The 23,160-nt window shown below is 47.1% G+C and carries 27 protein-coding genes; all 27 read left to right on the top strand.

Translation table 11 applies throughout. The features are described from left to right. Positions 1 to 2 precede the first annotated feature (2 nt). The 27 genes from IEX81_RS02620 to tsf all read left to right on the top strand — a co-directional run bounded on the left by IEX81_RS02620 (position 3) and on the right by tsf (position 23,001). Entirely contained in the window at positions 3 to 644 is a 642-nt protein-coding gene (locus IEX81_RS02620) for a MotE family protein (RefSeq protein WP_188801510.1), read from the top strand. 70 nt (positions 645 to 714) lie between these two features. Further along, positions 715 to 2,286 carry a flagellar hook-length control protein FliK gene (locus tag IEX81_RS02615; protein ID WP_229727458.1) on the top strand — a complete coding sequence of 524 codons (1,572 nt, stop codon included), beginning with the start codon at positions 715 to 717 and terminating at the stop codon, positions 2,284 to 2,286. A gap of 4 nt (positions 2,287 to 2,290) precedes the next feature. Beyond that, a complete protein-coding gene (locus IEX81_RS02610) occupies positions 2,291 to 2,755 on the top strand; it encodes a flagellar hook capping FlgD N-terminal domain-containing protein (RefSeq protein WP_188801508.1) in 465 nt (154 codons plus the stop codon). Beyond that, positions 2,752 to 3,147 carry a TIGR02530 family flagellar biosynthesis protein gene (locus tag IEX81_RS02605; RefSeq protein WP_188801507.1) on the top strand — a complete coding sequence of 132 codons (396 nt, stop codon included), beginning with the start codon at positions 2,752 to 2,754 and terminating at the stop codon, positions 3,145 to 3,147. Before IEX81_RS02610 ends, IEX81_RS02605 begins: the two co-directional genes overlap by 4 nt. A gap of 73 nt (positions 3,148 to 3,220) precedes the next feature. Beyond that, a complete protein-coding gene (locus IEX81_RS02600) occupies positions 3,221 to 4,003 on the top strand; it encodes a flagellar hook-basal body complex protein (RefSeq protein WP_188801506.1) in 783 nt (260 codons plus the stop codon). Between the two features lie 57 nt (positions 4,004 to 4,060). Next, positions 4,061 to 4,294 carry a flagellar FlbD family protein gene (locus IEX81_RS02595; protein ID WP_188801505.1) on the top strand — a complete coding sequence of 78 codons (234 nt, stop codon included), beginning with the start codon at positions 4,061 to 4,063 and terminating at the stop codon, positions 4,292 to 4,294. After that, the gene (locus IEX81_RS02590) at positions 4,276 to 4,710 is read left to right on the top strand and encodes a flagellar basal body-associated FliL family protein (protein ID WP_188801504.1); all 435 of its coding nucleotides are present in this window, start codon (positions 4,276 to 4,278) and stop codon (positions 4,708 to 4,710) included. The genes IEX81_RS02595 and IEX81_RS02590 overlap by 19 nt, the downstream gene beginning before the upstream one ends. A gap of 34 nt (positions 4,711 to 4,744) precedes the next feature. Continuing rightward, positions 4,745 to 5,743 carry a flagellar motor switch protein FliM gene (gene fliM, locus IEX81_RS02585; RefSeq protein WP_188801503.1) on the top strand — a complete coding sequence of 333 codons (999 nt, stop codon included), beginning with the start codon at positions 4,745 to 4,747 and terminating at the stop codon, positions 5,741 to 5,743. After that, positions 5,736 to 6,947 carry a flagellar motor switch phosphatase FliY gene (gene fliY / locus IEX81_RS02580; RefSeq protein WP_188801502.1) on the top strand — a complete coding sequence of 404 codons (1,212 nt, stop codon included), beginning with the start codon at positions 5,736 to 5,738 and terminating at the stop codon, positions 6,945 to 6,947. The genes fliM and fliY overlap by 8 nt, the downstream gene beginning before the upstream one ends. 62 nt (positions 6,948 to 7,009) lie before the next feature. Further along, positions 7,010 to 7,372, top strand: coding sequence for a response regulator (locus IEX81_RS02575; RefSeq protein ID WP_188801501.1), 363 nt, complete (start codon positions 7,010 to 7,012; stop codon positions 7,370 to 7,372). A 23-nt stretch (positions 7,373 to 7,395) separates the two neighbouring features. Beyond that, positions 7,396 to 8,085: a flagellar biosynthetic protein FliO gene (locus IEX81_RS02570; RefSeq protein WP_188801500.1), complete on the top strand. Its 690-nt coding sequence runs from the start codon at positions 7,396 to 7,398 to the stop codon at positions 8,083 to 8,085. Beyond that, on the top strand, positions 8,078 to 8,752 hold the full coding sequence (gene fliP, locus IEX81_RS02565) for a flagellar type III secretion system pore protein FliP (protein WP_188801499.1): 675 nt from the start codon (positions 8,078 to 8,080) through the stop codon (positions 8,750 to 8,752). The genes IEX81_RS02570 and fliP overlap by 8 nt, the downstream gene beginning before the upstream one ends. Before the next feature lie 16 nt (positions 8,753 to 8,768). Continuing rightward, positions 8,769 to 9,038: a flagellar biosynthesis protein FliQ gene (gene fliQ / locus IEX81_RS02560; protein WP_188801498.1), complete on the top strand. Its 270-nt coding sequence runs from the start codon at positions 8,769 to 8,771 to the stop codon at positions 9,036 to 9,038. A gap of 17 nt (positions 9,039 to 9,055) precedes the next feature. Then, on the top strand, positions 9,056 to 9,829 hold the full coding sequence (gene fliR, locus IEX81_RS02555; RefSeq protein WP_188801497.1) for a flagellar biosynthetic protein FliR: 774 nt from the start codon (positions 9,056 to 9,058) through the stop codon (positions 9,827 to 9,829). A 5-nt stretch (positions 9,830 to 9,834) separates the two neighbouring features. Next, on the top strand, positions 9,835 to 10,947 hold the full coding sequence (gene flhB / locus IEX81_RS02550) for a flagellar biosynthesis protein FlhB (RefSeq protein WP_188801496.1): 1,113 nt from the start codon (positions 9,835 to 9,837) through the stop codon (positions 10,945 to 10,947). Continuing rightward, a complete protein-coding gene (flhA, locus tag IEX81_RS02545; protein WP_188801495.1) occupies positions 10,944 to 12,977 on the top strand; it encodes a flagellar biosynthesis protein FlhA in 2,034 nt (677 codons plus the stop codon). Before flhB ends, flhA begins: the two co-directional genes overlap by 4 nt. Further along, positions 12,974 to 14,074: a flagellar biosynthesis protein FlhF gene (locus tag IEX81_RS02540; protein ID WP_188801494.1), complete on the top strand. Its 1,101-nt coding sequence runs from the start codon at positions 12,974 to 12,976 to the stop codon at positions 14,072 to 14,074. Before flhA ends, IEX81_RS02540 begins: the two co-directional genes overlap by 4 nt. Next, entirely contained in the window at positions 14,064 to 14,936 is an 873-nt protein-coding gene (locus IEX81_RS02535) for a P-loop NTPase (protein ID WP_188801493.1), read from the top strand. The genes IEX81_RS02540 and IEX81_RS02535 overlap by 11 nt, the downstream gene beginning before the upstream one ends. Positions 14,937 to 14,938: 2 nt before the next feature. After that, the gene (locus IEX81_RS02530; RefSeq protein ID WP_188801492.1) at positions 14,939 to 16,027 is read left to right on the top strand and encodes a protein-glutamate methylesterase/protein-glutamine glutaminase; all 1,089 of its coding nucleotides are present in this window, start codon (positions 14,939 to 14,941) and stop codon (positions 16,025 to 16,027) included. A 3-nt stretch (positions 16,028 to 16,030) separates the two neighbouring features. Next, a complete protein-coding gene (locus tag IEX81_RS02525; RefSeq protein WP_188801491.1) occupies positions 16,031 to 18,133 on the top strand; it encodes a chemotaxis protein CheA in 2,103 nt (700 codons plus the stop codon). A gap of 13 nt (positions 18,134 to 18,146) precedes the next feature. Beyond that, complete coding sequence (locus tag IEX81_RS02520) at positions 18,147 to 18,620, top strand: chemotaxis protein CheW (RefSeq protein ID WP_188801490.1); 474 nt, start codon at positions 18,147 to 18,149, stop codon at positions 18,618 to 18,620. A gap of 5 nt (positions 18,621 to 18,625) precedes the next feature. Next, on the top strand, positions 18,626 to 19,240 hold the full coding sequence (locus tag IEX81_RS02515; protein WP_188801489.1) for a chemotaxis protein CheC: 615 nt from the start codon (positions 18,626 to 18,628) through the stop codon (positions 19,238 to 19,240). After that, entirely contained in the window at positions 19,237 to 19,719 is a 483-nt protein-coding gene (locus tag IEX81_RS02510; protein WP_188801488.1) for a chemotaxis protein CheD, read from the top strand. Before IEX81_RS02515 ends, IEX81_RS02510 begins: the two co-directional genes overlap by 4 nt. 30 nt (positions 19,720 to 19,749) lie before the next feature. Further along, complete coding sequence (locus tag IEX81_RS02505) at positions 19,750 to 20,514, top strand: FliA/WhiG family RNA polymerase sigma factor (protein ID WP_188801487.1); 765 nt, start codon at positions 19,750 to 19,752, stop codon at positions 20,512 to 20,514. A gap of 24 nt (positions 20,515 to 20,538) precedes the next feature. Continuing rightward, positions 20,539 to 21,120: a hypothetical protein gene (locus IEX81_RS02500; protein WP_188801486.1), complete on the top strand. Its 582-nt coding sequence runs from the start codon at positions 20,539 to 20,541 to the stop codon at positions 21,118 to 21,120. A 145-nt stretch (positions 21,121 to 21,265) separates the two neighbouring features. Beyond that, positions 21,266 to 22,021 carry a 30S ribosomal protein S2 gene (gene rpsB / locus IEX81_RS02495; protein ID WP_188801485.1) on the top strand — a complete coding sequence of 252 codons (756 nt, stop codon included), beginning with the start codon at positions 21,266 to 21,268 and terminating at the stop codon, positions 22,019 to 22,021. A 98-nt stretch (positions 22,022 to 22,119) separates the two neighbouring features. After that, positions 22,120 to 23,001 (top strand): translation elongation factor Ts, encoded by an 882-nt coding sequence (gene tsf, locus IEX81_RS02490; protein WP_188801484.1) that lies wholly within the window; start codon positions 22,120 to 22,122, stop codon positions 22,999 to 23,001. Positions 23,002 to 23,160: the final 159 nt, after the last annotated feature.

The raw sequence follows: 23,160 nt of genomic DNA, 5'->3' as shown, positions 1-23,160 counted from the left end.
AAATGGAGGAAAAAAAGGCAGGCTTCGGTTTACGGTTAATGAAAGTTCTTCTTTCGATTCTCGTTCCTGCCGTTTTTCTGCTTTTATTGATCGCTCTTTTTCTAAAACTCGCCGGACTGAATCCGGTTGACGAAGCGAAGAACCTTTTGTTCGGAGGAAGCTCGGGCAGTTCCGCTCAACTTTCAGGAGGGTCGTCCGCGGTCTCGGATCAGATCGTATCCTTGAAACAGCAGGTAGCCGCGCAGCAGTCAACGATAAAACAGTTGCAAAGCGACAGTGTCAGTAAGTCGGATCAGATTTCTCAACTGAACACGCAGCTGAAACAGGCGCAGGCGGATGCCAGTCAGAAGAGCAGTACAGCGTCGAAACAGTCGCAGACGGCAAGACAGGCCGTTTATGCACAGACCTATCGAAACATGGACCCGGCAAAAGCGGCAGCTATTTTTGAAAAACTTCCGACCAATCAGGCGGCAGAATACATAAACATGCTGGACGATAAGACCAAAGCGGCGATCCTGCAGAACATGTCGGCAGACAAAGCGGCGGCGCTGACTCCGCTGCTTCAGGCTTCATCTTCCGCACCGGCTGCAGCAAATGCCGGCGGGACGGGGACAAGTTCAACGTCGGCCGGTTCTTATCCATAAAATAGAACTCTGATTTCTGAATCAGCATGGACCATCAAAGAATCTTTGAAAGGAGGTGATAACTTTGGCAATGAATCGGGTGACTGTCCCTATTTCAAACGTTTCCGGATCCCGGAATCCCGTCAAAAAAAATTCTGAAAAACAAGCGGCAGATCTCCCTTTTCTATCGCTCATGAACCGTTTCCATTCGGCCGAAAGCCTTTCAACTGGCATAAAGGGCTCTTTCAGTGGAGCCAAATTTCAGGCAGCCGGTTTGACCGCGGAGAAGTCAAAAAGACGATCAGATAACCCGGATCACGTGCCGGAAAAGAAGAAAGAAAAACAGAAAGAGCAACTTTCACTCAGTCCTGCTGAAGCGGGTCCGGGCTCTCTTAACCCAAATGTATCGTCCAATCTTAAAGACGAAAAATCCAAGATTGAAAAGGACATAAATACATCAGAAGTAAAACAATATCGGAGCATTGTCAAGGATACAGCTGCGGGGCCGGCCCAATTGGGTTCAGGTTCTTCAGCAATAAAACGGTTTCCTCCCGAACTTCATTCCGGGACTTTCGTCAGTCCCGGGACGACTGAAAGTCCGAGAAAGAATCTTGTGTCCCGGACATTCGACAATCGCGGAATGACAAGTACGCACGGACCCGAAAAAACAACCGATCCGGTGGTCAGCGGAAAAAATTTTTTGACGGATGTTCCAAGCGGGCAGTCTGTTGAGAACGGGAGATTCATAGCTTCAGAAGATACATCGGGGAAAGCAAACACGGCAAACGGGACCGCCGGTCAGCCACTTGATCCTCATGAGTCTGGTACGGCGGCCGGCCGTATTCAAGACGCGATTATCTCAAAGGAGACAGTAATAGCTTTGGATAAGGGTCTTCAGATGGTCCGAACGGATGGTTCTGCGACTGCTGAGGTTCAGGCTGGTGCGACACAACAACCTTTGCCCGTTATGCATGTCCGTTCTCTCTCCCCAAAGCAACCGACAACCGATCAAAAATTCGTATCAACCGGTACGGTGATTAGGCCTGCGGACTCATCAGGCAGCCAGGGAGACGGAGGGACATCCGTTAAAAAGACCGGATACGAAAAGCCCGTCCAGATACAGCCACCGGCTTTTGGCAGAGCAATGAATAAAGTTGAACTCTGGATGACCTTCCAGAATGGCGCCCAACCGGCGGGGAAAGAGCTTCCCGTTCCCCGGCAGGTGTCGGACAGGATTTCGGAATGGCTGGCTAAGTCCTCTTTTCATATTGACAAAAATAGTGATCAAACTCTGATGATGACACTCCATCCCGAGCAGCTGGGCCGGGTAACCATCACGCTGACGAAGGATTCCGGTGGTATTGTGGCCAGGCTGGCGACCGAAACGAAGGCTGCAAAAGACTTGCTGGAGTCCGGTTTGGTTCAGCTGAGACAGGATTTTGCCAGCAGAGGCATTCCCGTTGCTCTGATTGATGTAACGAGAAACGGGCAGACATTGGGAGCCATGTCCCAGCAATCGACTCAAAATCAGCAACCCTTTCAAGGAGGAAGCGGACAGTCCGGCGGACAGGAAAAAGGGCATCGTCAAAAGCAGGGGCCGATGTCCGTGGAAAATGAGGAATATGACCATTCATTTTTGGAATGGCTGACAGGAGGAATCTAAGGAAATGAGTGTACCTGCAACAACGGCGGCGGGGTCGGCTTCGACAACCCAGTCAAACCCGAACAGTACTTTGAACAAGAACGATTTTCTGAAGCTCCTTGTGGCGCAGCTGACTAACCAGGATCCTTCATCACCGCTTGATAATACACAAATGGTTTCTCAATTGGCCCAATTTTCATCTCTTGAACAAACGCAGAACATGACGTCGGCAATCGATCAATTGGTTGCTTCACAGACAGACAGTGGTCTGTCAAGCAGGGCTACGATGATCGGGAAAGAAATCACCTGGCAGCTGGCGGCAGATAGCAGCAGCAGTACGGCACCTAGTCCCGTCAGCGGCATTGTCGGGGCGGTCACCATTAAAAATGGTCAGATAAGCTATATGACGAAAGACGGCCAGTCAGTGGATCCGTCAACCGTCACGGAAATCAGTGATCCGGCTGGAAGTCAGGCAGCACAGCAGGGATGAATCCTATTGAAAGATACGCCTATTACCCGCCTTCAGTTGTAGGTGAGGGTGCCATTGAAAGGAGAACGGATTCGGATCGTCAAAAAGAAAGCAGTTCTTTTAAACAGACTTTGACAGAAGAGCTTAATCAGCTTCCTGTAAAGTTGACAAAACATGCAAAAGACCGGTTCATCCAGCGAAATATCCATCTGTCCTCACAGGACTGGAACCAGATCTATCTTAAGATGAAACAAGCGGGGAAAATGGGTATAGGCGATTCACTGGTGCTGACGCGAAAGGCGGCTCTTGTGGTCAACGCACCAAGGAATATGGTCATTACGGCTATGGATCTTCAGGAAGCGTCATCGCACATTTTTACAAACATTAACGGAACAATTGTAATCAATCATTAACCGGCCGGACCTTTTTAAGGAAGGCTGAGACTGCGGACTGACAGAAGCAGCCAATTAAAAGGAGGAATGATTCATGTTATTGCGTTCATTAGGAGCAGGTGTTTCAGGACTGAAAAATTTCCAGACAGACTTGGATGTTATTGGCAACAATATCGCGAACGTCGACACTTCAGGATTCAAGAAAAACCGAGTCAATTTTGAGGATATTTTCAGCCAGCAGCTGCAGGGACCACAGGCCAATCAGAATGCCATTCAGGTCGGCCTCGGCTCACAGGCCGGTTCGATCGACAATATCGTGACCGGCGGCACGATCAATCCGACAGGCAATCCCTATGACCTGGCCATCAATGGTGAAGGCTATTTTCAAGTAACCGACGGCACAGGGAACGCGTATTACACGAGGGCCGGAGATTTTAAGAAGAACAGTGCAGGAAATGGCCTTGTCAATTCACAGGGCATGGCGCTTACCATTAACCCTGCCGGCCAAAACCACAATACATTTACAGACCTATCCTCTTTCACGGTAAATAATCAGGGGGTTATTCAAGGAGTCACAACGGCTGGGGCCAATGTCAATCTCGGACAGGTCGACCTTTTTACGTTCTCCAATCCGGGCGGGCTTGCTAAAGTGGGCAACTCATTGCTTCAGGCCACAACAGCTTCCGGCGCTGCCAACGGAAATGGGGCGACGAACGGTCAGGGGACGATCCAGCAAAACGCGCTTGAAGCTTCCAATGTTGACCTGACCGATGAAATGACAAATCTAATTGAAGCGGAGCGTGCCTATCAGGCAAACTCCAAGACGATTACAACCGCCGATCAGGTTCTTCAGACGCTTGTCAATCTGAAACAATAATTGAGGAAGGAGTGAGCAGGGGCAGTTGCTTCAGACCCCGCTCAATTTTTTGAGCCTATGATTCAGTTGACACGCCTAAATGGACAGCCTTTTATGTTAAATGCTTTTCTCATTGAACAGATCGAGGCACTGCCTGATACGACCCTTACTTTAACGACGGGGAAGAAGCTGGTCGTCAAAGAGACGGTTGATCAAATTGATCAGCGCGTGACCCGTTTTCTGAAGCAAATCTCATGGATGCCTGCTGCGCGGGCGGAGGAAAGTGTGCTGCGATGTTCAAAAACAGAGTAATAAATATTACGTTTATTATCATGACACTGATGATTATCGGCATCATCACTGTTTTCTTTGTTATGAATGGCATAGCCCAGAGCAAGTCGGATGTGAAAAATCCGAGCATCGATCAGATTGTGAATAATCTCACGCTGGCAACAGGAGAAATCACAACCAACATTAGCGGAGATCACTTCATTAAGGTCGATTTCAATATACAGGTTTCCAACAGTGCTGCTAAAGACGAATTATCAAAACGGTCTTTTCAAGTCAAGAATGCCGTCATTTACACGGTCTCAGGAATGACACCTGCCAACCTTCAGGATCAGAAGGGACTAGCAAATCTGGAAAACCTGATTAAAAACCGGCTGAACAGCTTTCTCAGGAGCGGTACAGTCACACATGTCTATACGACGGAGAAAATTGTTCAGTAAAGTCATCAAAGGTTGAAAAGAGATGATCCGATAATTGGCCGACATATTGTCACAGTCTGAAATTGATGCATTGCTCTCAGCCATTTCAACAGGTGAAATGGATGCTGAAGAGCTAAAAAAAGAAGAAAGCAAACCAAGGGTTCGTGCTTATGATTTTAAAAGAGCATTGCGTTTTTCCAAAGACCAGATCAGGAGCCTGACCCGCATACATGAAAATTACGCCAGGCTGCTGACCTCTTATTTTTCCGCCCATCTGAGGACTTATGTGCAAATATCCGTGGCTTCCGTGGATCAAGTTCCCTATGAGGAATTCATCCGCTCGATTCCATCAGCCACTGTTCTGAATATTATTGAAGCACTGCCGCTTGAGGGGCACCTGATTATTGAGATTAATCCGAACGTCGCTTATGCTATGCTGGATCGCCTTCTTGGAGGCGAGGGAGTCAGCATAAACAAAATTGAGAATCTAACCGAGATCGAGACAAATTTGATGAAAGGCCTGTTCGAAGGATCCCTTTCTTCTTTGAAAGAAGCATGGTCTTCCGTTGTAGAAGACCTGAATCCCGGATTGCTCGAATTTGAAACCAATCCGCAGTTTCTTCAGCTTGTCTCTCCGAACGAGACGGTTATTGTTATCTCGCTGTCGGCGGTCATCGGCAAATCCAGCGGCATGATTAACCTCTGTATCCCTCACGTTGTCCTTGAGCCGGTGATCCAGAAGCTGTCGATGCACTATTGGATGAATGAAAAGAAGAATGATCCGACCCAGGCAGAGTATCAGGTACTGCGGCAACGTGTTGAAAATTCAATACTTGATGTTCGTGCACGTCTGGGAAATTCAAAAGTTACCGTGAAAGAGTTACTGCAGTTGGAGGTCGGGGATGTGATCAAGCTGAATCAGCATTTGGAGGATCCGATTGTGATTGATGTCGGGGGTTTTCCTAAATTTTTCGCTCAGCCAGGAAAAAGGAACAAGCAAATGGCTGTCCAAATCATTAAATCCAGCATAGAGGAGGATACCCTTGATGAGTGACGGACAACTTTCACAAGAAGAAATTGATGCACTTCTCGGCCATCAGTCAGGCACTGATAAGAAAAAAGAACAGGAAACAGCAGCTAAGATAGACGACTTGTCTGAGACCGAAGAAGATGTGCTGGGCGAAATCGGCAATATTTCATTTGGCAGTGCAGCAACTGCTCTGTCCACTATTTTGAATCAGAAAGTTGAGATAACGACACCTGAGGTCCGGCTTGTCGATAGAAATAATCTTAGTGAAGAGTTCCCTGTTCCCCACGTATCCGTTCTGGTTAACTACACGGAGGGATTTCAAGGATCCTGCATGCTTGTGATTCAAACCGAAGATGCCAGTGTCATTGCCGATCTGATGATGGGCGGGGACGGAATCCACCCGACATCGGATATAAATGAAATGGAGATGAGCGCGGTCCAGGAAGCCATGAACCAAATGATGGGTTCATCCTCTACGGCTCTGTCTACGGTCTTCAATCGCCGAATCGACATTTCACCGCCTGATCTCAGGTTAATGGATATAAAGACGCATCAGGGGATCGAGTATATTCCGGAAGATGGGCGCATGTTTGAAATTTCTTTCAGCCTAAAGATAGGCTCCCTGGTTGACTCTCATATCATGCAGCTTGTTCCGATCCCTTTTGGAAAGCAGCTTGTCAGCACGTTGCTGAGTGAAACAGGCAGCGTGGTCAATGAAACTATGGTAAAACAGACTGAGAAAATAAATCCAGAGAATCGGTCCGAAGAGACAGCGGCGGCAACAGATCAGACATCCGCAATACCTTCCCTGCAAGAACCGGAGCCCCGGAAAGCGCAGGAAAACAGCGGTGTTTCGTTTGAATCCAATGGGTCAAACGAGCGGTCAAATCATGCTGCAAATCACAAAGATGTCCAGCCGGTGGAATTTTCGGATTTCGGCCAGGAACCCCCTTTGTCTGGCAAACCCGTGCCGCGCAATCTGGAGCTTTTAATGGATATTCCGCTCGACGTCAGCGTTGAACTCGGGCACACTCAGAAAACCGTGAAAGAAGTGCTTGAACTGGGTCCGGGGTCAATCATAGAACTGGACAAGCTGGCGGGTGAGCCGATTGATATCCTAGTTAATCAAAAATATGTGGCAAAAGGCGAAGTTGTGGTTGTCGATGAAAACTTTGGAATCCGAATTACTGAAATACAGAATCACTTGGATCGAATTAAAGACCTGTAAGTATTTTTTTCATTCTATGCACTGATACATTAATACGATTAAAGACTTTTGGAGGGATTTTTGTGGCGGGACGCATTCTTGTTGTAGACGATGCAGCTTTTATGAGAATGATGCTGAAAGACATTCTGAAAAAAAACGGATACGAGGTCGTTGGCGAAGGGGCGAACGGAAACGAAGCAGTTGCCAAATATGAAGAGTTGAAGCCTGATCTTGTTACTCTGGACATCACGATGCCGGAACTCGACGGTATTCAGGCGCTGAAAAAGATCAAGTCGCTCGATACGGACTGCAAGGTCATTATGTGTTCCGCGATGGGCCAGCAAGCCATGGTGATCGATGCCATTCAGGCGGGAGCAAAGGACTTTATCGTCAAACCTTTCCAGGCAGACCGTGTCATTGAGGCGATCAAAAAGACTTTGGGGTAATTTAGAAAGAAGAAGGTGACAGTGTGTTTCAAAAAAGGCTGTTCTTTGTCATTGTTGTTCTCGCCCTTTTTTTCGGGCAAGGCGCCAACGCCTCGGCTGCAGGCTCCGGAAACGGAACAGTCGAAGATATGTTTAAAAATCAGCAGAACATGCAGCACCCGGCTTCAAAAACCAAGAATACGGGAAACAGTAATGCGGCCTCAGATAGTCAGGCTGGCTCTTCAATGACCGGGACCCCGGATCTCTTCGTTACTTTTCTTAAATTAGTTTTTGCTTTGCTGCTTGTTCTTGGACTTATCTACCTTCTGTATCATTTTGTTGCGAAACGGACTGGAAGATTTCATGAAGGCAGTGCCTTGAAAAATATAGGAGGGGTGTCCGTCGGGGCCAATCGTTCAGTACAGCTCATCCACTTGGGGGATGAAGTTCTTGTTGTCGGTGTCGGTGAGACGGTGCAGCTGCTTAAGGAGATAACCGATCCCAATACGATTGAAAGCCTGGTCAATCAGGAAGGAAAGCCGGATTTTATTGAAGGAAATGTCAGAAAGATTGTGAATTGGACGGCAGAAAAAACGTTGAAAAAACGGAGCGTACAGAATAAGGGCGGGTCAAAATCTCTGAAGCCGCTTCTTAAGGAATCTCTTGATCAATTGAAAAAGGAGCGTTCAGACAGAATGGAAGAGATTTTTCAGGGGGAAGAGAAGCATGAATAGCATACCGGGTATCCCTTCGAGTTTTTTCACGAGCCAGCCTCAGGGAGTCGCCACGACTGTACAGCTTCTTTTTATTCTGACGATCCTGTCCCTTGCTCCGGCCATTCTGATCATGATGACTTCCTTTACACGCATTATTGTTGTTCTGTCTTTTGTGCGGACCTCGCTGTCAACCCAGCAGGCACCGCCGAATCAAGTACTGATCGGGCTGGCTCTTTTTCTTACTTTTTTCATCATGGGGCCGGTTTACGGACAGGTCAATACGAACGCCATTCAGCCTTATCTTAAAGGGAATATCAGTCAGCAGCAGGCGATCAAGAAAGCAGAAGCGCCGGTTAAGGAATTTATGGCGAAACAAACACGTCAGAAAGATCTTGACCTGTTCATGAGTTATGGGAAGTACAAGATGCCGAGCAAAATTGATGATATTCCATTAACGGCTCTCATTCCCGCGTTTACAATAAGCGAACTGAAAACGGCTTTTCAGATGGGCTTTATGATCTTTATTCCCTTTCTAGTCATTGACATGGTTGTCGCCAGCATTCTGATGGCGATGGGGATGATGATGCTCCCGCCCGTGATGATTTCGCTTCCCTTCAAAATTTTGCTGTTCATCATGGTGGACGGATGGTACTTGATTGTTGCATCACTTCTAAAAAGTTATTAGAAAGAAGGGTGGAAGAATGAGTTCGGAAATGGTCCTATCCATTGCGGATCAAAGTGTCATGGTGATCTTGATGGTCGGCGGACCTCTGCTCGTGCTCTCGCTTGTGATCGGTCTTGTTGTCAGTATTTTTCAGGCGGCTACGCAAATTCAGGAGCAGACACTTGCCTTCATCCCAAAGATCGCATCGGTCCTGTTCGGGTTAATTCTTTTTGGCCCGTGGATGCTCTCAAAAATGCTTGCGTTTACGGAAAATATTTTCGCCAACCTTCCAAACTTTATCAGATAGCAAAGGAACATAAAAGAGTGTCTCTCATAAATATTATTCCTGTATTTTTACTTGTTCTGGTCAGAATTGCGAGCTTTCTAGCCACGGTGCCTGTTTTTTCCTATCAGACGATCCCGGCGCAGGTCAAAATCGGACTTGCGGTTACGCTGTCCATACTGATTGATGTGACCTTGTTCAAGAGCCAGACGATACCTCTTAACGGGACATTCGTCCTTCTAATTATAAAGGAAGCGGTCGTGGGGCTGTCGATGGGGTTTGTGGTCGCAGTGATCACGTATGCGGTGCAGTTTGCCGGTTCGTTTATAGACTTGCAGATGGGTTTTGCCATCGCGAACACGATCAGCCCGGAAAATGGAGCGTCTTCTCCGCTGACCGGGCAATTGCTCAGCATGCTTCAACTGCTTTTTTTTCTTGGGGTTGATGCCCACCATATGCTGATCAGCGGGCTGTTTTACAGTTTTAAGCTGATTCCGCTCAGTCAGATGAATGTGCATCTGGCGAGCGGAAATACGGTTGATTTTGTGGCGCGTCTGACTGCGCAGATGTTTGTCATTGCTATGCAGCTCGCCATGCCGATTATAGGCTGCCTTTTTCTCGTGGACGTCGCGATCGGCCTTGTGGCCCGTACCGTGCCCCAGGTTAACGTTTTTGTTGTCGGGCTGCCGCTGAAGATCATCGTCGGTTTTCTTGTTATGCTCATTGTCTTTCCAATGTTTATCGGACTCTTTCGCGTGATTTTTGATTCAATGACGGAAATTTTTAACAATTATATGCGTCTGCTGGGGAGTTGACGCTTATGGAACTGTCTCATTATCCTGTCGATCTGCAGTATTTTGCGGGAGAAAAAACTGAAAAGGCGACACCGCATAAGCGGGAAGAAAGCCGGAAGAAAGGACAGGTTTTCAAGAGCGCCGATCTAAGCACTGCGGTCAGTCTGCTCGCTTTTTTCCTTTATTTTCGTATGGCGGGCGGGACAGTCGGCCAAAAGCTTTCGGAATTGATGACCAATATTTACAGCAATAAGCTGCATACGGATCTTACAGAAAATAATGTTCACCAGCTTTTTTCCGATATCACCCTGCAGTCTCTCAGCATGCTTCTACCGATTCTGATCCTGACGCTGGCCATCGGCATCGCAGGGCAACTGTTTCAGGTCGGTTTTCTGTTTCATCCTGAATTGATTCTGTTCAAACCGGAACGCATGAATCCGCTTAGCGGTTTGAAGCGCATTTATTCTCTGAGAGCCATTATTGAATTATTAAAATCGATTCTGAAAATTTCATTCATCGGACTGGTCGCCTTTTCAGTCATCTGGATCAATCGTGTTCCCATTTCGGAATCGGCAGGTAAATCAATCGGGGACGGTCTCGGCACGATGGCTAAGATTGTTCTGGATATGGGTATGGCAGCCTCTCTGGCACTGATTCTGCTGTCTCTGCTCGACTATCTGTTCCAAAAGTACGATTATGAAAAAAATATGAGGATGTCCAAACAGGATATTAAAGATGAGTACAAAGAGATGGAAGGAGATCCTCAAATAAAAGCAAAAATCCGGGAAAGGCAGAAACAAATGGCGATGCGCCGTATGATGCAGGATCTGCCTCATGCAGATGTGGTGATTACGAACCCGACGCATTTTGCGGTTGCGCTGCAATATGATGCTGAAAAAATGAGCGCCCCGAAAGTTATTGCAAAGGGTTCGGATCATCTCGCTTTTAAGATTAAAGAGGTCGCAAGGAAACATGGAATCACGATTATTGAAAAAAAACCACTGGCAAGAGCCCTTTATCACCAGCTCGAGATCGGTGATGTTGTGCCTGAAGAATTTTTTCAGGCGGTCGCTGAGATTCTCGCTTACGTTTATCGTTTGAAGGGAAAGGCCGGAAAGCGGAGAGGAGGAGAACAATGAAAAACCGGGATTATATTGTTATGTTTGGCGTAATTCTGATCGTGATGATGCTGATTATTCCCCTTCCGTCATCTTTGCTCAGTTTTCTCATTATATTGAATATATCTCTTGCACTGGTCATTCTCCTTGTCACCCTGAATGTCTCAGAGGCACTGGAATTTTCGGTTTTTCCCTCTCTGCTGCTGATTATGACCCTGTTCAGGATAGGATTAAATGTTTCAACGACCCGGCTGATCCTGACAAAGGGGGATGCCGGTCAGGTGATCGCGGCTTTTGGCCAGTTCGTTGTCGGAGGCAATGTCATCGTCGGTCTGGTCGTGTTCATGATTCTGATCATCGTACAGTTCATCGTTATCACTAAAGGCGCGGAACGGGTGGCCGAAGTCGCTGCCCGGTTTACACTGGATGCCATGCCCGGCAAGCAGATGAGTATTGATGCCGATATGAATGCGGGGTTGATTAATGATCAGGAAGCAAAAAAAAGACGCGAGAAAATTACGCGTGAAGCTGATTTCTATGGAGCGATGGACGGGGCCAGCAAATTTGTAAAGGGCGACGCTATTGCGAGTATGATCATCGTCGCCATTAATTTAATTGTCGGCATGATCATCGGCATGGCACAGCTGGGGATGCCCCTGGCCAGCGCGGCACAAAATTTCAGTCTCCTATCGGTTGGCGACGGTATTGTCAGCCAGATTCCTGCACTCCTCATTTCGACGGCCACAGGCATTGTTGTCACGAGATCCTCATCGGAAAGTAACATGGGAAAAGAAGTTTCGGATCAGCTTCTTGCATTTCCGGCTATGCTGGTTGTCGCCGGCATCGTGATTTTCATTCTCGGATTGACTCCAATCGGTATGATTGCGACACTGCCGATTGCCTTGCTCATGGTTGCCGGGGGACTGCTGATCCGGCGTAATCGGCGGAAGGCCGTACAGACCATTACCCAGGATCAAGACAAGCAAAGGGAGGAGAAGTTCAAGAGCCAGGAAAATGTGATCAACTTACTGCATATGGACCCTGTCGAATTTGAATTCGGCTACGCGCTCGTGCCGCTGGCCGACAGCAGCCAGGGCGGTGATCTTTTGGACAGGATCGTGATGATTCGACGCCAGCTCGCTCTTGAACTGGGTATCGTTCTGCCAGTTGTTCGGATCCGGGATAATATTCAGCTTGAGCCTAACAAGTATCGTATCAAGATTAACGGAAGCGAAGTGGCGGAAGGTGAGTTGATGCTCGACCATTACCTGGCCATGAGCCCCGGCGTGGAAGATGATTCGATAAAGGGGATGGAGACAAAGGAACCGGCATTTGGTCTGAAAGCACTTTGGATCGATGAGCAGACAAAAGAGCGTGCGGAAATGTCCGGTTATACTGTTGTGGACCCGCCTTCGGTCGTTTCTACACATCTGACTGAAGTGCTGCGCCGTCATGCTTACGAACTTGTCGGCCGGCAGGAGGTCAGACAGCTTGTTGATCATTTGAAAGAACAGTATCCCGCCCTGGTCGAAGCAGTGACACCTGAACCGCTCAGCATCGGCGATGTACAGAAAGTGCTGGTTAATTTATTAAAGGAAAAACTGTCGATCAGAAAACTTCCTGTTATTTTTGAAACGCTTGCCGATTATGCTCAGATGACCAAGGATCCGGGATTACTGACCGAGTATGTGCGTCAATCTTTATCCAGGCAGATTACTGAACAGTTTGCGAAACAGGGTGAGTCGCTTAAAGTGCTTACGCTTAGCCCGGACCTTGAGCGGAAAATTTCGGAGTCTGTTCAAAAAACGGAACATGGAAATTTTCTGGCAATGGACACCGGCTCGACGACACGGATATTGAAAAACTTATCGGAAGCTGTTGAAAAGTGGGCGGATATGGACAGCGACCCGGTTATTCTCTGTTCGCCTGCCGTCCGCATGTATGTTCATCAATTGACAGAACGCTACTTTCCAAATATTTACGTTTTGTCCTATAATGAACTGGAAACGAATGTGGAAGTCCAAAGCATTGGGGTGCTGAATGCGGCATGAAAATGAAGAAAATTATTGCTCCGACGATGACCCAGGCCATTGAGAAAGTAAAAAAAGAACTCGGAAATGACGCGGTTATTTTTCATACAAAAAAAGTCAAAAACGGCCGGTTCTTCAATCTGTTTAAAAAAGAAAATATTGAAGTACTTGCGGCAAGTGATACGGAACAGGATTTCGCGCTAAAAACTCTTCCAAAATCTACCGAAAATAGGGATGAAATGCTGACTTCTCTTTCCGGTAAAGCTGACCGTCTGCCCTTTCGCCGGACAATGGACAAGGTTGATCGATTGTTCTCAGGCCCTGAAAACATCGACCGGTTTCGCAGAAGGCTGAATGAGCAGGGGTTGAATGAAAGGCACATTGATGAACAGCTGAAAATGTTGGTCAAGAAATGGTATCAAAGTGATGAAAAGCTGACGGAAGCAGAGCTTGTGCGCCTGCTCCGGGCGCAGCTGATACAAAAACTGGATCCGCGCCGTTTTCAGAGTCCGATTTTGCCGAACAAGTATGTCATGCTGATCGGTCCGACGGGAGTCGGGAAAACGACGACGATCGCGAAATTGGCGGGACGCGCTGTCCTGGATGAAGGGAAAAGGGTGGCGTTTATTACTTCCGATACGTTTCGTGTTGCAGCGATTGATCAGCTGAAAATGTACGCGGATATTTTGGATGTACCTATAGATGTGGCTTACTCAGAGAAAGATTTCCATGGATTAATCGAAAAATATGCGGATTTTGATCACGTGTTCATTGATACGGCGGGCAGAAATTTTCAAAATAAGCAATATGTTCAAGAACTGGCCCGGCTCATTGACGATGATCGGCGTATCGGTCTCTATCTGGTTATCTCGGCAACTTCCAAGTATGAAGATATCAATGCGATGATTGAACAATTCGATCAGCTTCCGGTAGACCGGGTGATCGTCTCTAAGATCGATGAAACGCAGACATACGGTGCTATTGTGAGCACCTTGTTGAATCATCCGCAGAAGGCGATCGCTTACATAACGAACGGACAGAATGTTCCGGATGATTTGCAGGCTCCGAACGTCCGGGAACTCATAAATCATATGCTGGGTGATATAAATGAACAATGATCAGGCTGAAAAATTGAGACAGCGGGCAGTTGCCGAAAAAAAAACAAATTCAGAAGCAGTGGTCATTGGTGTGATCAGTGGTAAAGGCGGCGTAGGCAAATCCGTTTTCTCTGTTAACTTTTCCGTTGCATTGAGCCAATTGGGCAAGAGGATGCTTATTATTGATCTGGATGTCGGAATGGGGAACATAGAACACCTGGTGGGCCGGTCGTCTCTGCCCCACATCGCAGACTGCGTTCATGATCAGCTTCAACTTTCAGATGCCATTTTCAGGGGACCCGGAAATATTTCTTTTATTGCAGGCGGGAACGGCCTGTCAACTTTATTTCGTCCTGACGGAAAGCGCCTTGATTCTCTGCTTGAACAGATCGAACAAATCAAAGAAAGATATGATTTTATTATCTTTGACTTTGGGGCTGGCGTAACAGATGATATGCTTCATTATGTTCTTGCAGTTCATCAGATGATTCTGGTGACAACGCCGGAACCTCCTGCGATGGCGGACGGGTACTCTGCTCTCAAAATGATATGTTCAAAAAATACCCGATTGTCGGTTTCCTGTGTTGTGAATATGACTGGTAATTTACATGAAGGAAAAGAAACCTGGCAGCGACTGTCCGAAGCAGCGAGAAAGTATATTCATGTTGATCTGAAATGGCTGACCGCTTTACATCGCGACAATGCTGTGATTCGTTCCGTAAGAGAACAAAGTCCTTGCGTTATCCGGTATCCCCACTCCAGATTCAGTATTGATATGAGACTTTTAGCACGGGCTTTTCTTGTTCAATGCCAGGATGAACAGGCAGTTTCTCCATTCGTCTTAAGAGTCAAAAAATATTTTGAACTATTGAGAGGTAAGTAATTATGGACCCCATTCAAGTGCTGGTTGTCGACGACTCGGCATTTATGAGGCAGACATTAAAAGCGATGATCGAAGAAGATGTGTCTATGCACGTGATCGCGACAGCGAGAAACGCTGATGATGCGCTTATGAAACTGGCAAAATATAAACCGGATATCGTGACTCTGGATATTGTCCTGTCTGGGGAGAAGGACGGGCTTTATGTCCTTCACGAGATTATGGCACGGCAGCCCACACCGACCATCATGGTCAGCGGAGCTTCAGACAAAAACGCCCATTATGTGATTGAAGCGATCAGCAGCGGAGCGTTTGATTTTATTTTCAAACCTTCTGCAGGGCCGGGCAATATCGAACGGATTCAGCTTGAACTGCAGACAAAAATAAGGCAGGCCGTCCGTTCGGGGCCGGCGGTACATTGCCAGCCAATAGAAGCTCAAAAGTATACACGGCCTGTTTCTAAAATTGTTTCGAAGACAACCGACACGGCATCTGCCGGTAACGCTTCACTTGTCCTTATCGGAACATCCACTGGCGGTCCGAAAGCTCTTCAGACCGTCATTCCCGCCTTAAAAGAGAACCTGCCGGCGCCTGTCCTGATTGTTCAGCACATGCCCCCCCGGTTTACTCAATCTCTTGCGGAGCGACTGAACGGGCTCTCAGCGCTGAAATGCAGTGAAGCAAAAGAGGGGGAAGTGCTGGAAAAGGGTCATGTCTACATTGCGCCCGGCGGTTTTCATCTGCATGTCACAGAAAATGAGAACGGCAGACTTTCCGTTCATCTGTCGGATTCAGTGCCTGTTCACGGGGTCAGGCCTGCAGTGGATGTGACGCTCAAATCTCTTCTTATGGTAAAGAAAAGTTCTTTTGTTATTGCGATCTTAACCGGGATGGGCAAGGATGGTGCCGAAGGATTGGAAGAATTGAAGGAAAAAAGAAACAATGTCTATGCCATTGCTGAATCGGAGGAGTCATGTATCGTATATGGCATGCCCAAAGCGGCGATCGAAACCGGGAAAGTCGACGAGGTGTGTCCGCTGTATCGGGTTGCTTCGGCAATATGCCGCCAATTTGGAATTCGGGGAGCTGACTGAAAAATGGACATGAGCCAATATTTAGGTGTATTTATTGACGAAGCCCGTGAGCATTTACAGAATCTGAACGATAAATTATTGGTCTTGGAGGAAAAGACTGGTGATCCTGAACTGATCAATAGTATTTTCCGGTCTGCCCATACTTTAAAAGGCAGCTCGGGTCAGATGGGCTTTGGAAATATGATGGAACTGACGCACATGATGGAAAATGTTTTTGATGCTTTGCGCCATGAAAAAATAGAGGTTTCCGCTGCGATGATCGATGTTCTATTTGAAACTCTGGAGTTGCTGGAGGCAATGGTTGACTCTATTGAACAGGGCGGCGGAGACCAAAAAGATGCGGGAGAGGTGATGGAAAAGCTCCGCGCACTTGCCGGCGGTCCAGAGAAGATTCATCCGGATCAGACGTCGGGAACAGAGAACGCTTTAGCGGCAACCGTTGAGAAAACGGACAGCTCAAGTCAAAATCAGCCGACTGGAGATTATGATTTTAACTCTTATGAGAATGACATGATTAAGCAGGCACTGGCTCTGGACATGAACGTTTTTCAGGTCATTGTAACACTGAATCAGAATTGTGTGCTGAAAGCGGCTCGCGCTCTTATGGTTTCCAATGCGCTTGAAAAGATGGGTACAATCATGAAATCTGTTCCACCCACGGAGGAAATCGAAAAGGAAGCCTTTGACAGACAATTTACCTATATCCTGGTCACGGACCAAGGAAAAGAAGAAGTTTACGATGCCGTAATGGGGATTTCGGAAATTGACCGTGCTGATTTATCACAAATAGGGGCCGTTGATTCTGAAAAAAACAGCAACGACCGTAACGAACAAAAAACGGATCGTCATAAGCAGGAAAACGGGCACGCCCCTTCTGCCGGGCAGGGGCATCAGGCAGTGGCTAAAACGATTCGGGTCAATCTGGATCGACTGGATCATCTTCTGAATCTTTTTGAAGAAATGATCATTGATCGCAGCCGCTTGGAAAAAATTTCATCTTCTCTAAACAACCTGGAATTGAAAGATTCTGTGGATACATTGAAAAGAATATCCGATCAGCTCCAGGAAACGATCCTGAACCTTCGCATGGAACCCATTGAACAAGTGTTCAATCGTTTTCCAAGAATGGTGCGCAGCCTTTCAAAAGAGCTGAACAAAAAAGTTAAACTGGTGATCAGCGGAGCAGAGACAGAACTGGACCGTACGGTCATTGATGAAATTGGCGATCCGCTGATGCATATGATTCGCAATTCGATGGACCACGGCATTGAACATCCGGATGTCCGCGAGAAAAAGGGCAAATCTCCGGAAGGGATTCTTTCGCTTAAAGCCTATCACAGCGGCAACCACGTCATTATCGAAATTGAAGACGACGGAGCTGGCATCAATCGTGAGAAGGTACTGTCAAAGGCGGTGGAAAAAGGCCTTGTCCCAAAAGAGTCTGCCGCTCTTTTGTCGGACAAGGATGTGTATCATCTGTTATTTGAATCGGGATTCAGTACGGCGGATAAGATTTCGGATATTTCGGGGCGCGGTGTCGGTTTGGATGTTGTCGAGAGCAAAATCCATTCGTTAAGCGGAACGGTTCTGATCGATTCGTCACCCGACAAGGGGACTAAATTTACGGTAAAACTCCCTCTGACTCTGTCAATTATCAATGCCATGCTGATCCAGACTGGTCAGGAAATTTATGCCATACCGATTACCTCTATTGTTGAAACAGCGCTGATCCGTCAATTGAAAATCCAGTCTGTAAACAGTCGCCAGGTCATGAGCTATCAGAACCGGATTGTACCTCTTGTCAGTCTTAAAGATTACCTGGATATCCCGGAGGCAAAAGAAACGTCATCCATACAAAAGAAAAGCGGAGAGGTCCATTCGGGCTCTATTGTTCTCGTAAGGAGCGGCGACAGACTGGCCGGTGTTGTCACCGAAAAACTGCTCGGTTATCAGGATATCGTGATCAAACCTCTGGGCCGGTATTTGAAATCCGTCAAAGGATTTTCCGGCGCGACAATTCTTGGCGACGGCAAAGTTGCCTTGATTCTTGACTGCCGCGCCTTGATCGATCACCAAAAAAAGGCGTCCCTGAAAGAAAATGCATGAGGAGGAATGGACGATGGAAAATATGGAAGGAGAATCGTTCAAGGTTATTCTTTTTAGACTGAACGGTGAAACGTACGGTGTGCCGATTGACCAGGTTCTTTCGATTGAACGTATCCAGCCCGTCACGCGAGTGCCGAATGCGGCGGAATATGTTGAGGGAGTCATGAATCTCCGCGGTTTAATCATTCCCGTGATTGACGTGCGCAGCCGCTTTCATATGAACCGTGCCGAGCTGACGGCAGACAGCAGGATTATCATCGCTGATGTGGGCGAGCTCCAGGTCGGTCTTCTCGTGGATTCGGCAAAAGAGGTCATGGATATAAAGAAAAACAGCATTGAAAAAACACCTGATATTGTCGGCGGACCCGAGGCGGAGTACATAAATGGTGTTGCCAAAATTGTCAACGATGATTTGCTGATCTTATTGAATCTGGACCGTGTACTGAACGAAGAGGAAGTTGATGAAATCAAACGAATTGAGGTGTAACAAGGGTGCATAATTTAGAAGAATTGCTGCCCGCCCATCTTGATTTGCTGAAAGAAGTGGGGAACATCGGTGCGGGCCATGCGGCGTCCGCACTGTCCCTCCTTCTGAACAAACGTGTGGAGCTGAAAATCCCCACGGTTAAAATTCTGACTCTTGCCGAACTTCTTAACCATGATACTGAAAAACACGTGGCTACTTCATACATTCAAGTCGAGGGGGGACTGAGCGGACACTTTTTCATGATGTTCGAAGTCAGTCTTGCCGATCGGCTCATCCGGGAACTCGTGCCGGGCGCTTCGGTTCTTGACGGCGGAATAGGCAAATCGGTTTTCAGTGAAATCAGTAATATATTGTGCGGTTCTTATTTATCTGCTCTTTCTGCTCTACTGGAAGTATCTCTGACGCAATCCCCGCCCATCTGCGCTATTGATATGGAAGGAGCCATACTTGGCGAAGGACTGGTCGAACTATCGCTTAGTGATGACTCAGTTATTCTTATGGATGCGGTTTTGCGTAATCAGGGAAGCAACAATCAATTAAAAGGAGAATTTCTTTTTTTCCCTGCTCCTGAATCCATGGACGTCATTCTTAAGTTAATTGAAAGGAAGTCGTCCTTGTGATTCATGTCGGACTGTCGGAAATTAAATGCGCAGAAAGTCCTGAAACATTAAAAACGATGGGGCTCGGCTCATGCGTCGGCGTGATTTTGTTCAGCGAAAAAGAAAGGAGCGCCGGAATGGCGCATGTAATGCTTCCAGATTCGTCTCTTGCACGCTCGGATCACTTTCCGCCCGGCAAGTTCGCAAATACGGCGGTTCCTGAAATGGTCAGGCTGCTGACAAGGGAACACGGACTGTCTCCCGGATCACTAAGAGCCAAAATAGCAGGAGGAGCTGAAATGTTCAAGTCGTACCGACCGCTGCCAATGGGCAGTATCGGCAAACGCAATGTCGCGGCAGTTAAAAAACAGCTTGAAATCTTTCACATCCCGATTGTTGCGGAAGAAACCGGTGCTGATTACGGAAGAACAATTGAATTTTTCACCGAAACATGCAGCCTTATGATACGCGCGATTTATAAAGGCGAACGAATAATTTAGCCGGCAGGGCCAAAGGAAGGGGAAGAAAAGATGGCAAAACCTGATACCAAGGAATTGCAGTGTTGGGACCGCTGGATCCGGTCGCATGACAAGGATGCGGCTGATGATCTCCTTCGGCTTTACATGCCCCTTGTTCATTATCACGTACAGAGGATCTGTGTCGGGCTGCCGCGTAATATTGATCGCGGTGAACTTCAAAGCTACGGATTGCTTGGCCTTTATGATGCGCTTGAGAAATTTGACAAGGAACGTGATCTGAAATTCGACACTTACGCTTCATTCCGGATTCGCGGGGCCATTCTTGACGGCCTTCGAAAAGAAGATTGGATGCCCCGGTCCATCCGTGAAAAAAGCAAGAAAATTGAAAAGGCTGCAGAGAAACTTGAGCAGGAAAAGTTAGGCTCTGCATCGATTGAAGAAGTTGCGGAAGCATGCGAAATGAAGGTTGACGAAGTTTCACAGGTCTTATCGGAAAGCCTGCTGTCGAATCTTCTTTCATTGGATGATGGTTCACCGACCGGTAGAAATGATTTTACTTCCGCAGCAATTGAAGATTTCGGGGCCGTTCTGCCTGATGCACACCTGATTGATCAGGAAAACAGAAAGAATCTTGCTGAAGAAATTGAGAAACTGGGAGAAAACGAACGTCTCGTGATTGCCTTGTTCTATTATGAAGAACTGACATTAACGGAAATTGGTCGGGTGCTCGGCTTATCGACCTCACGGATCTCCCAGATTCACAGCAAAGCTTTATTTAAATTGAGAAATTTTTTGAAGAGCCGGCCTTACGATTAATTCTGAGAAATGAAGGTGAGACCTGTGACGGCTGCGTGGATGATCTTTAATTTTGTCCTGATCATTTTGGCCTTATATCTAATTTTGCACCTGTACCAAAGAATCAGGGTACTTGAGCAGAAAAAAACAGATCGGATTATGGATGATATAAATGAAGTTTTTACGGCTTATTTGGAAGATGTTCGAAAAGAAAACGACCGGCTGGCCTCGGAAGTCAGGAATGTAATGAATAAAAATACAGTTATAAAAGAAGAAACGGAAGCGCAGCAGAACAAAACGGCTGCCTCTCCCTTTCCAGAGAGGGAGGAACAGGCCGAATCTCCGGGCTTTGGTCAATTGTTGAAGGAAAAGATAGCAGAAGGGCCAAGCGAACAAAATGTGGATCAAGTTACGGATCACACAACGGCTGCGAACGAAGCCGGGAACCTGAACCCATGGGTGCCGCCGATTGAGAAGATTCAGGACAGCCTCGAGGAGTCACCGTTTGTTCAGGCCGTGAAACTTCAGAAAAAAGGGTACACTGTCCATGAGATAGCAAAAAGACTGAACCGCGGAGAAGGGGAAATAGAACTGCTGTTAAAATTCAGAAACAAAGTGTCCCGCTGATCTTGTAACTGTATTCGGTTTGTGGTATAGTAACGTTTGGTGTCAATCACACACGCAGGCTGATTCATGCACCGGTGCTGGAATCGTTCAGCTGTGCACGAAGGAGAGGCCGGCGGAGGAATAAAACCAACAGGAGGCATTTGAAATGGCAGTTATTTCCATGAAACAGTTACTGGAATCCGGCGTGCATTTCGGTCATCAGACACGCCGCTGGAATCCGAAAATGAAACCTTTTATTTTTACAGAGAGAAACGGTATTTACATCATCGACCTTCAGAAGACGGTCAAAAAAGTTGAGGAAGCCTATCAGTTTGTCAGAAACATTGCGGCGGAGGGCGGAAAGATTCTCTTTGTCGGCACGAAGAAACAGGCGCAGGATTCAGTTAAGGCAGAAGCCGAACGTTCGGGGCAGTACTACATCAATCAGCGCTGGCTCGGCGGTACGCTGACGAACTTCGAAACAATCAGGAAACGGATCCGACGTCTGAAGGACATTGAGAAAATGCAGGAAGACGGTACATTCGACGTGCTCCCTAAAAAAGAAGTTGTCGGTCTCAAGAAAGAATTGGCCCGGCTTGAAAAATTTCTCGGGGGCATCAAGGAAATGGAAAGCCTGCCTCAGGCGCTGTTTGTGATCGATCCTCGCAAGGAAAGAATTGCAATTACTGAAGCACATAAGCTTGACATCCCGATCATTGCGATTGTGGATACAAACTGTGATCCTGACGAAGTTGATGTTATTATTCCGGGTAATGATGATGCGATCCGCGCTGTTAAACTCCTTACCGGGAAAATGGCCGATGCGGTTCTTGAAGCGAATCAGGGTGAGGAAACCGAGGAAGCTTCGGCTGCTCCGGAACAGGCGAAAGCTCCTGCTGAAGAACCCGTAAAAGCAGAATAAAAAAAGACATGGGACTATAACAGGGTGATAAGGGGAAAAGCCCTTTATCACTCTTTTAATGAAAAAAGCAAAATGACAAAGTGATAGGAGGATGTCCATTGGCTGCAATTAGTGCAAAAATGGTTAAAGAACTGCGTGATCTTACCGGAGCCGGAATTATGGATTGCAAAAGGGCACTCGCTGAAACGGAAGGCGACATTAAAAAAGCAATTGATGTACTGAGAGAGAAAGGAGTCGCCAAAGCGGCCAAAAAATCGGGTCGGATTGCTGCCGAGGGCTTGGCGGAAATCAAGATTGACGGTAACAAAGCTGTTGCGCTCGAGGTGAACTCCGAGACGGATTTCGTTGCCAAAAACGCTGAATTCAGGCAGTTAATTGAAACGCTGGCTGAACATCTGCTGAATCAGGAACCGGCGGATGTTGAAGAAGCTTTAAAACAGAACCTCGCCACAGGCGAAACAGTCGCCGAACATATAAACGCCGCCATTGCGAAAATCGGAGAAAAGTTGTCTCTGCGGCGTTTTACAGTTCTCCATAAAACGGATAGCGAAGTTTTTGGGGCGTATCTCCATATGGGCGGCCGAATCGCTGCACTGACTAAACTTGCTGGCGGAGATGCTGAAGCGGCAAAAGATGTGGCCATGCATGTCGCCGCTATTAAACCGCGTTATCTTACGGAGAAAGAAATTCCTGTTGACGTGGTTGCCCACGAAAAAGAAGTTTTGACTCAGGAAGCACTTGGAGAAGGAAAACCGGCTAATATTGTGGATAAAATGGTTGCCGGTCGGCTCAATAAATTTTTTAAGGAAATCTGCCTTGTCGATCAGCCGTTTGTTAAAGACGGCGACATCACCGTTAAAAACTATTTAAAGAGCAAAAATGCTGAAATCAGCGCATTTGTCCGCTATGAGGTCGGCGAGGGTATCGAAAAGAAAACCGAAAATTTTGCTGAAGAAGTCAAAGCTCAAATGAATCAATGATTGGCGCCCGCAGGTGTGTGCTGAAAAAGGAGACAAAAAGGATTGTTGGTGTTTTGCAACATTCAATGTGTTTTCAGCACCTCTGTGAGACAAAGAATGGACAAAATGGGGCACGGATCACGTGTCCCGTTTTTTAAAATTAGAACAAACACGGGCGAA

The sequence above is a fragment of the Sporolactobacillus putidus genome (genome assembly GCF_014647035.1).
In the GTDB taxonomy this organism is placed as follows: Bacteria; Bacillota; Bacilli; order Bacillales; family Sporolactobacillaceae; genus Sporolactobacillus; species Sporolactobacillus putidus.
This window is presented reverse-complemented; position numbering and strand designations above follow the sequence as displayed.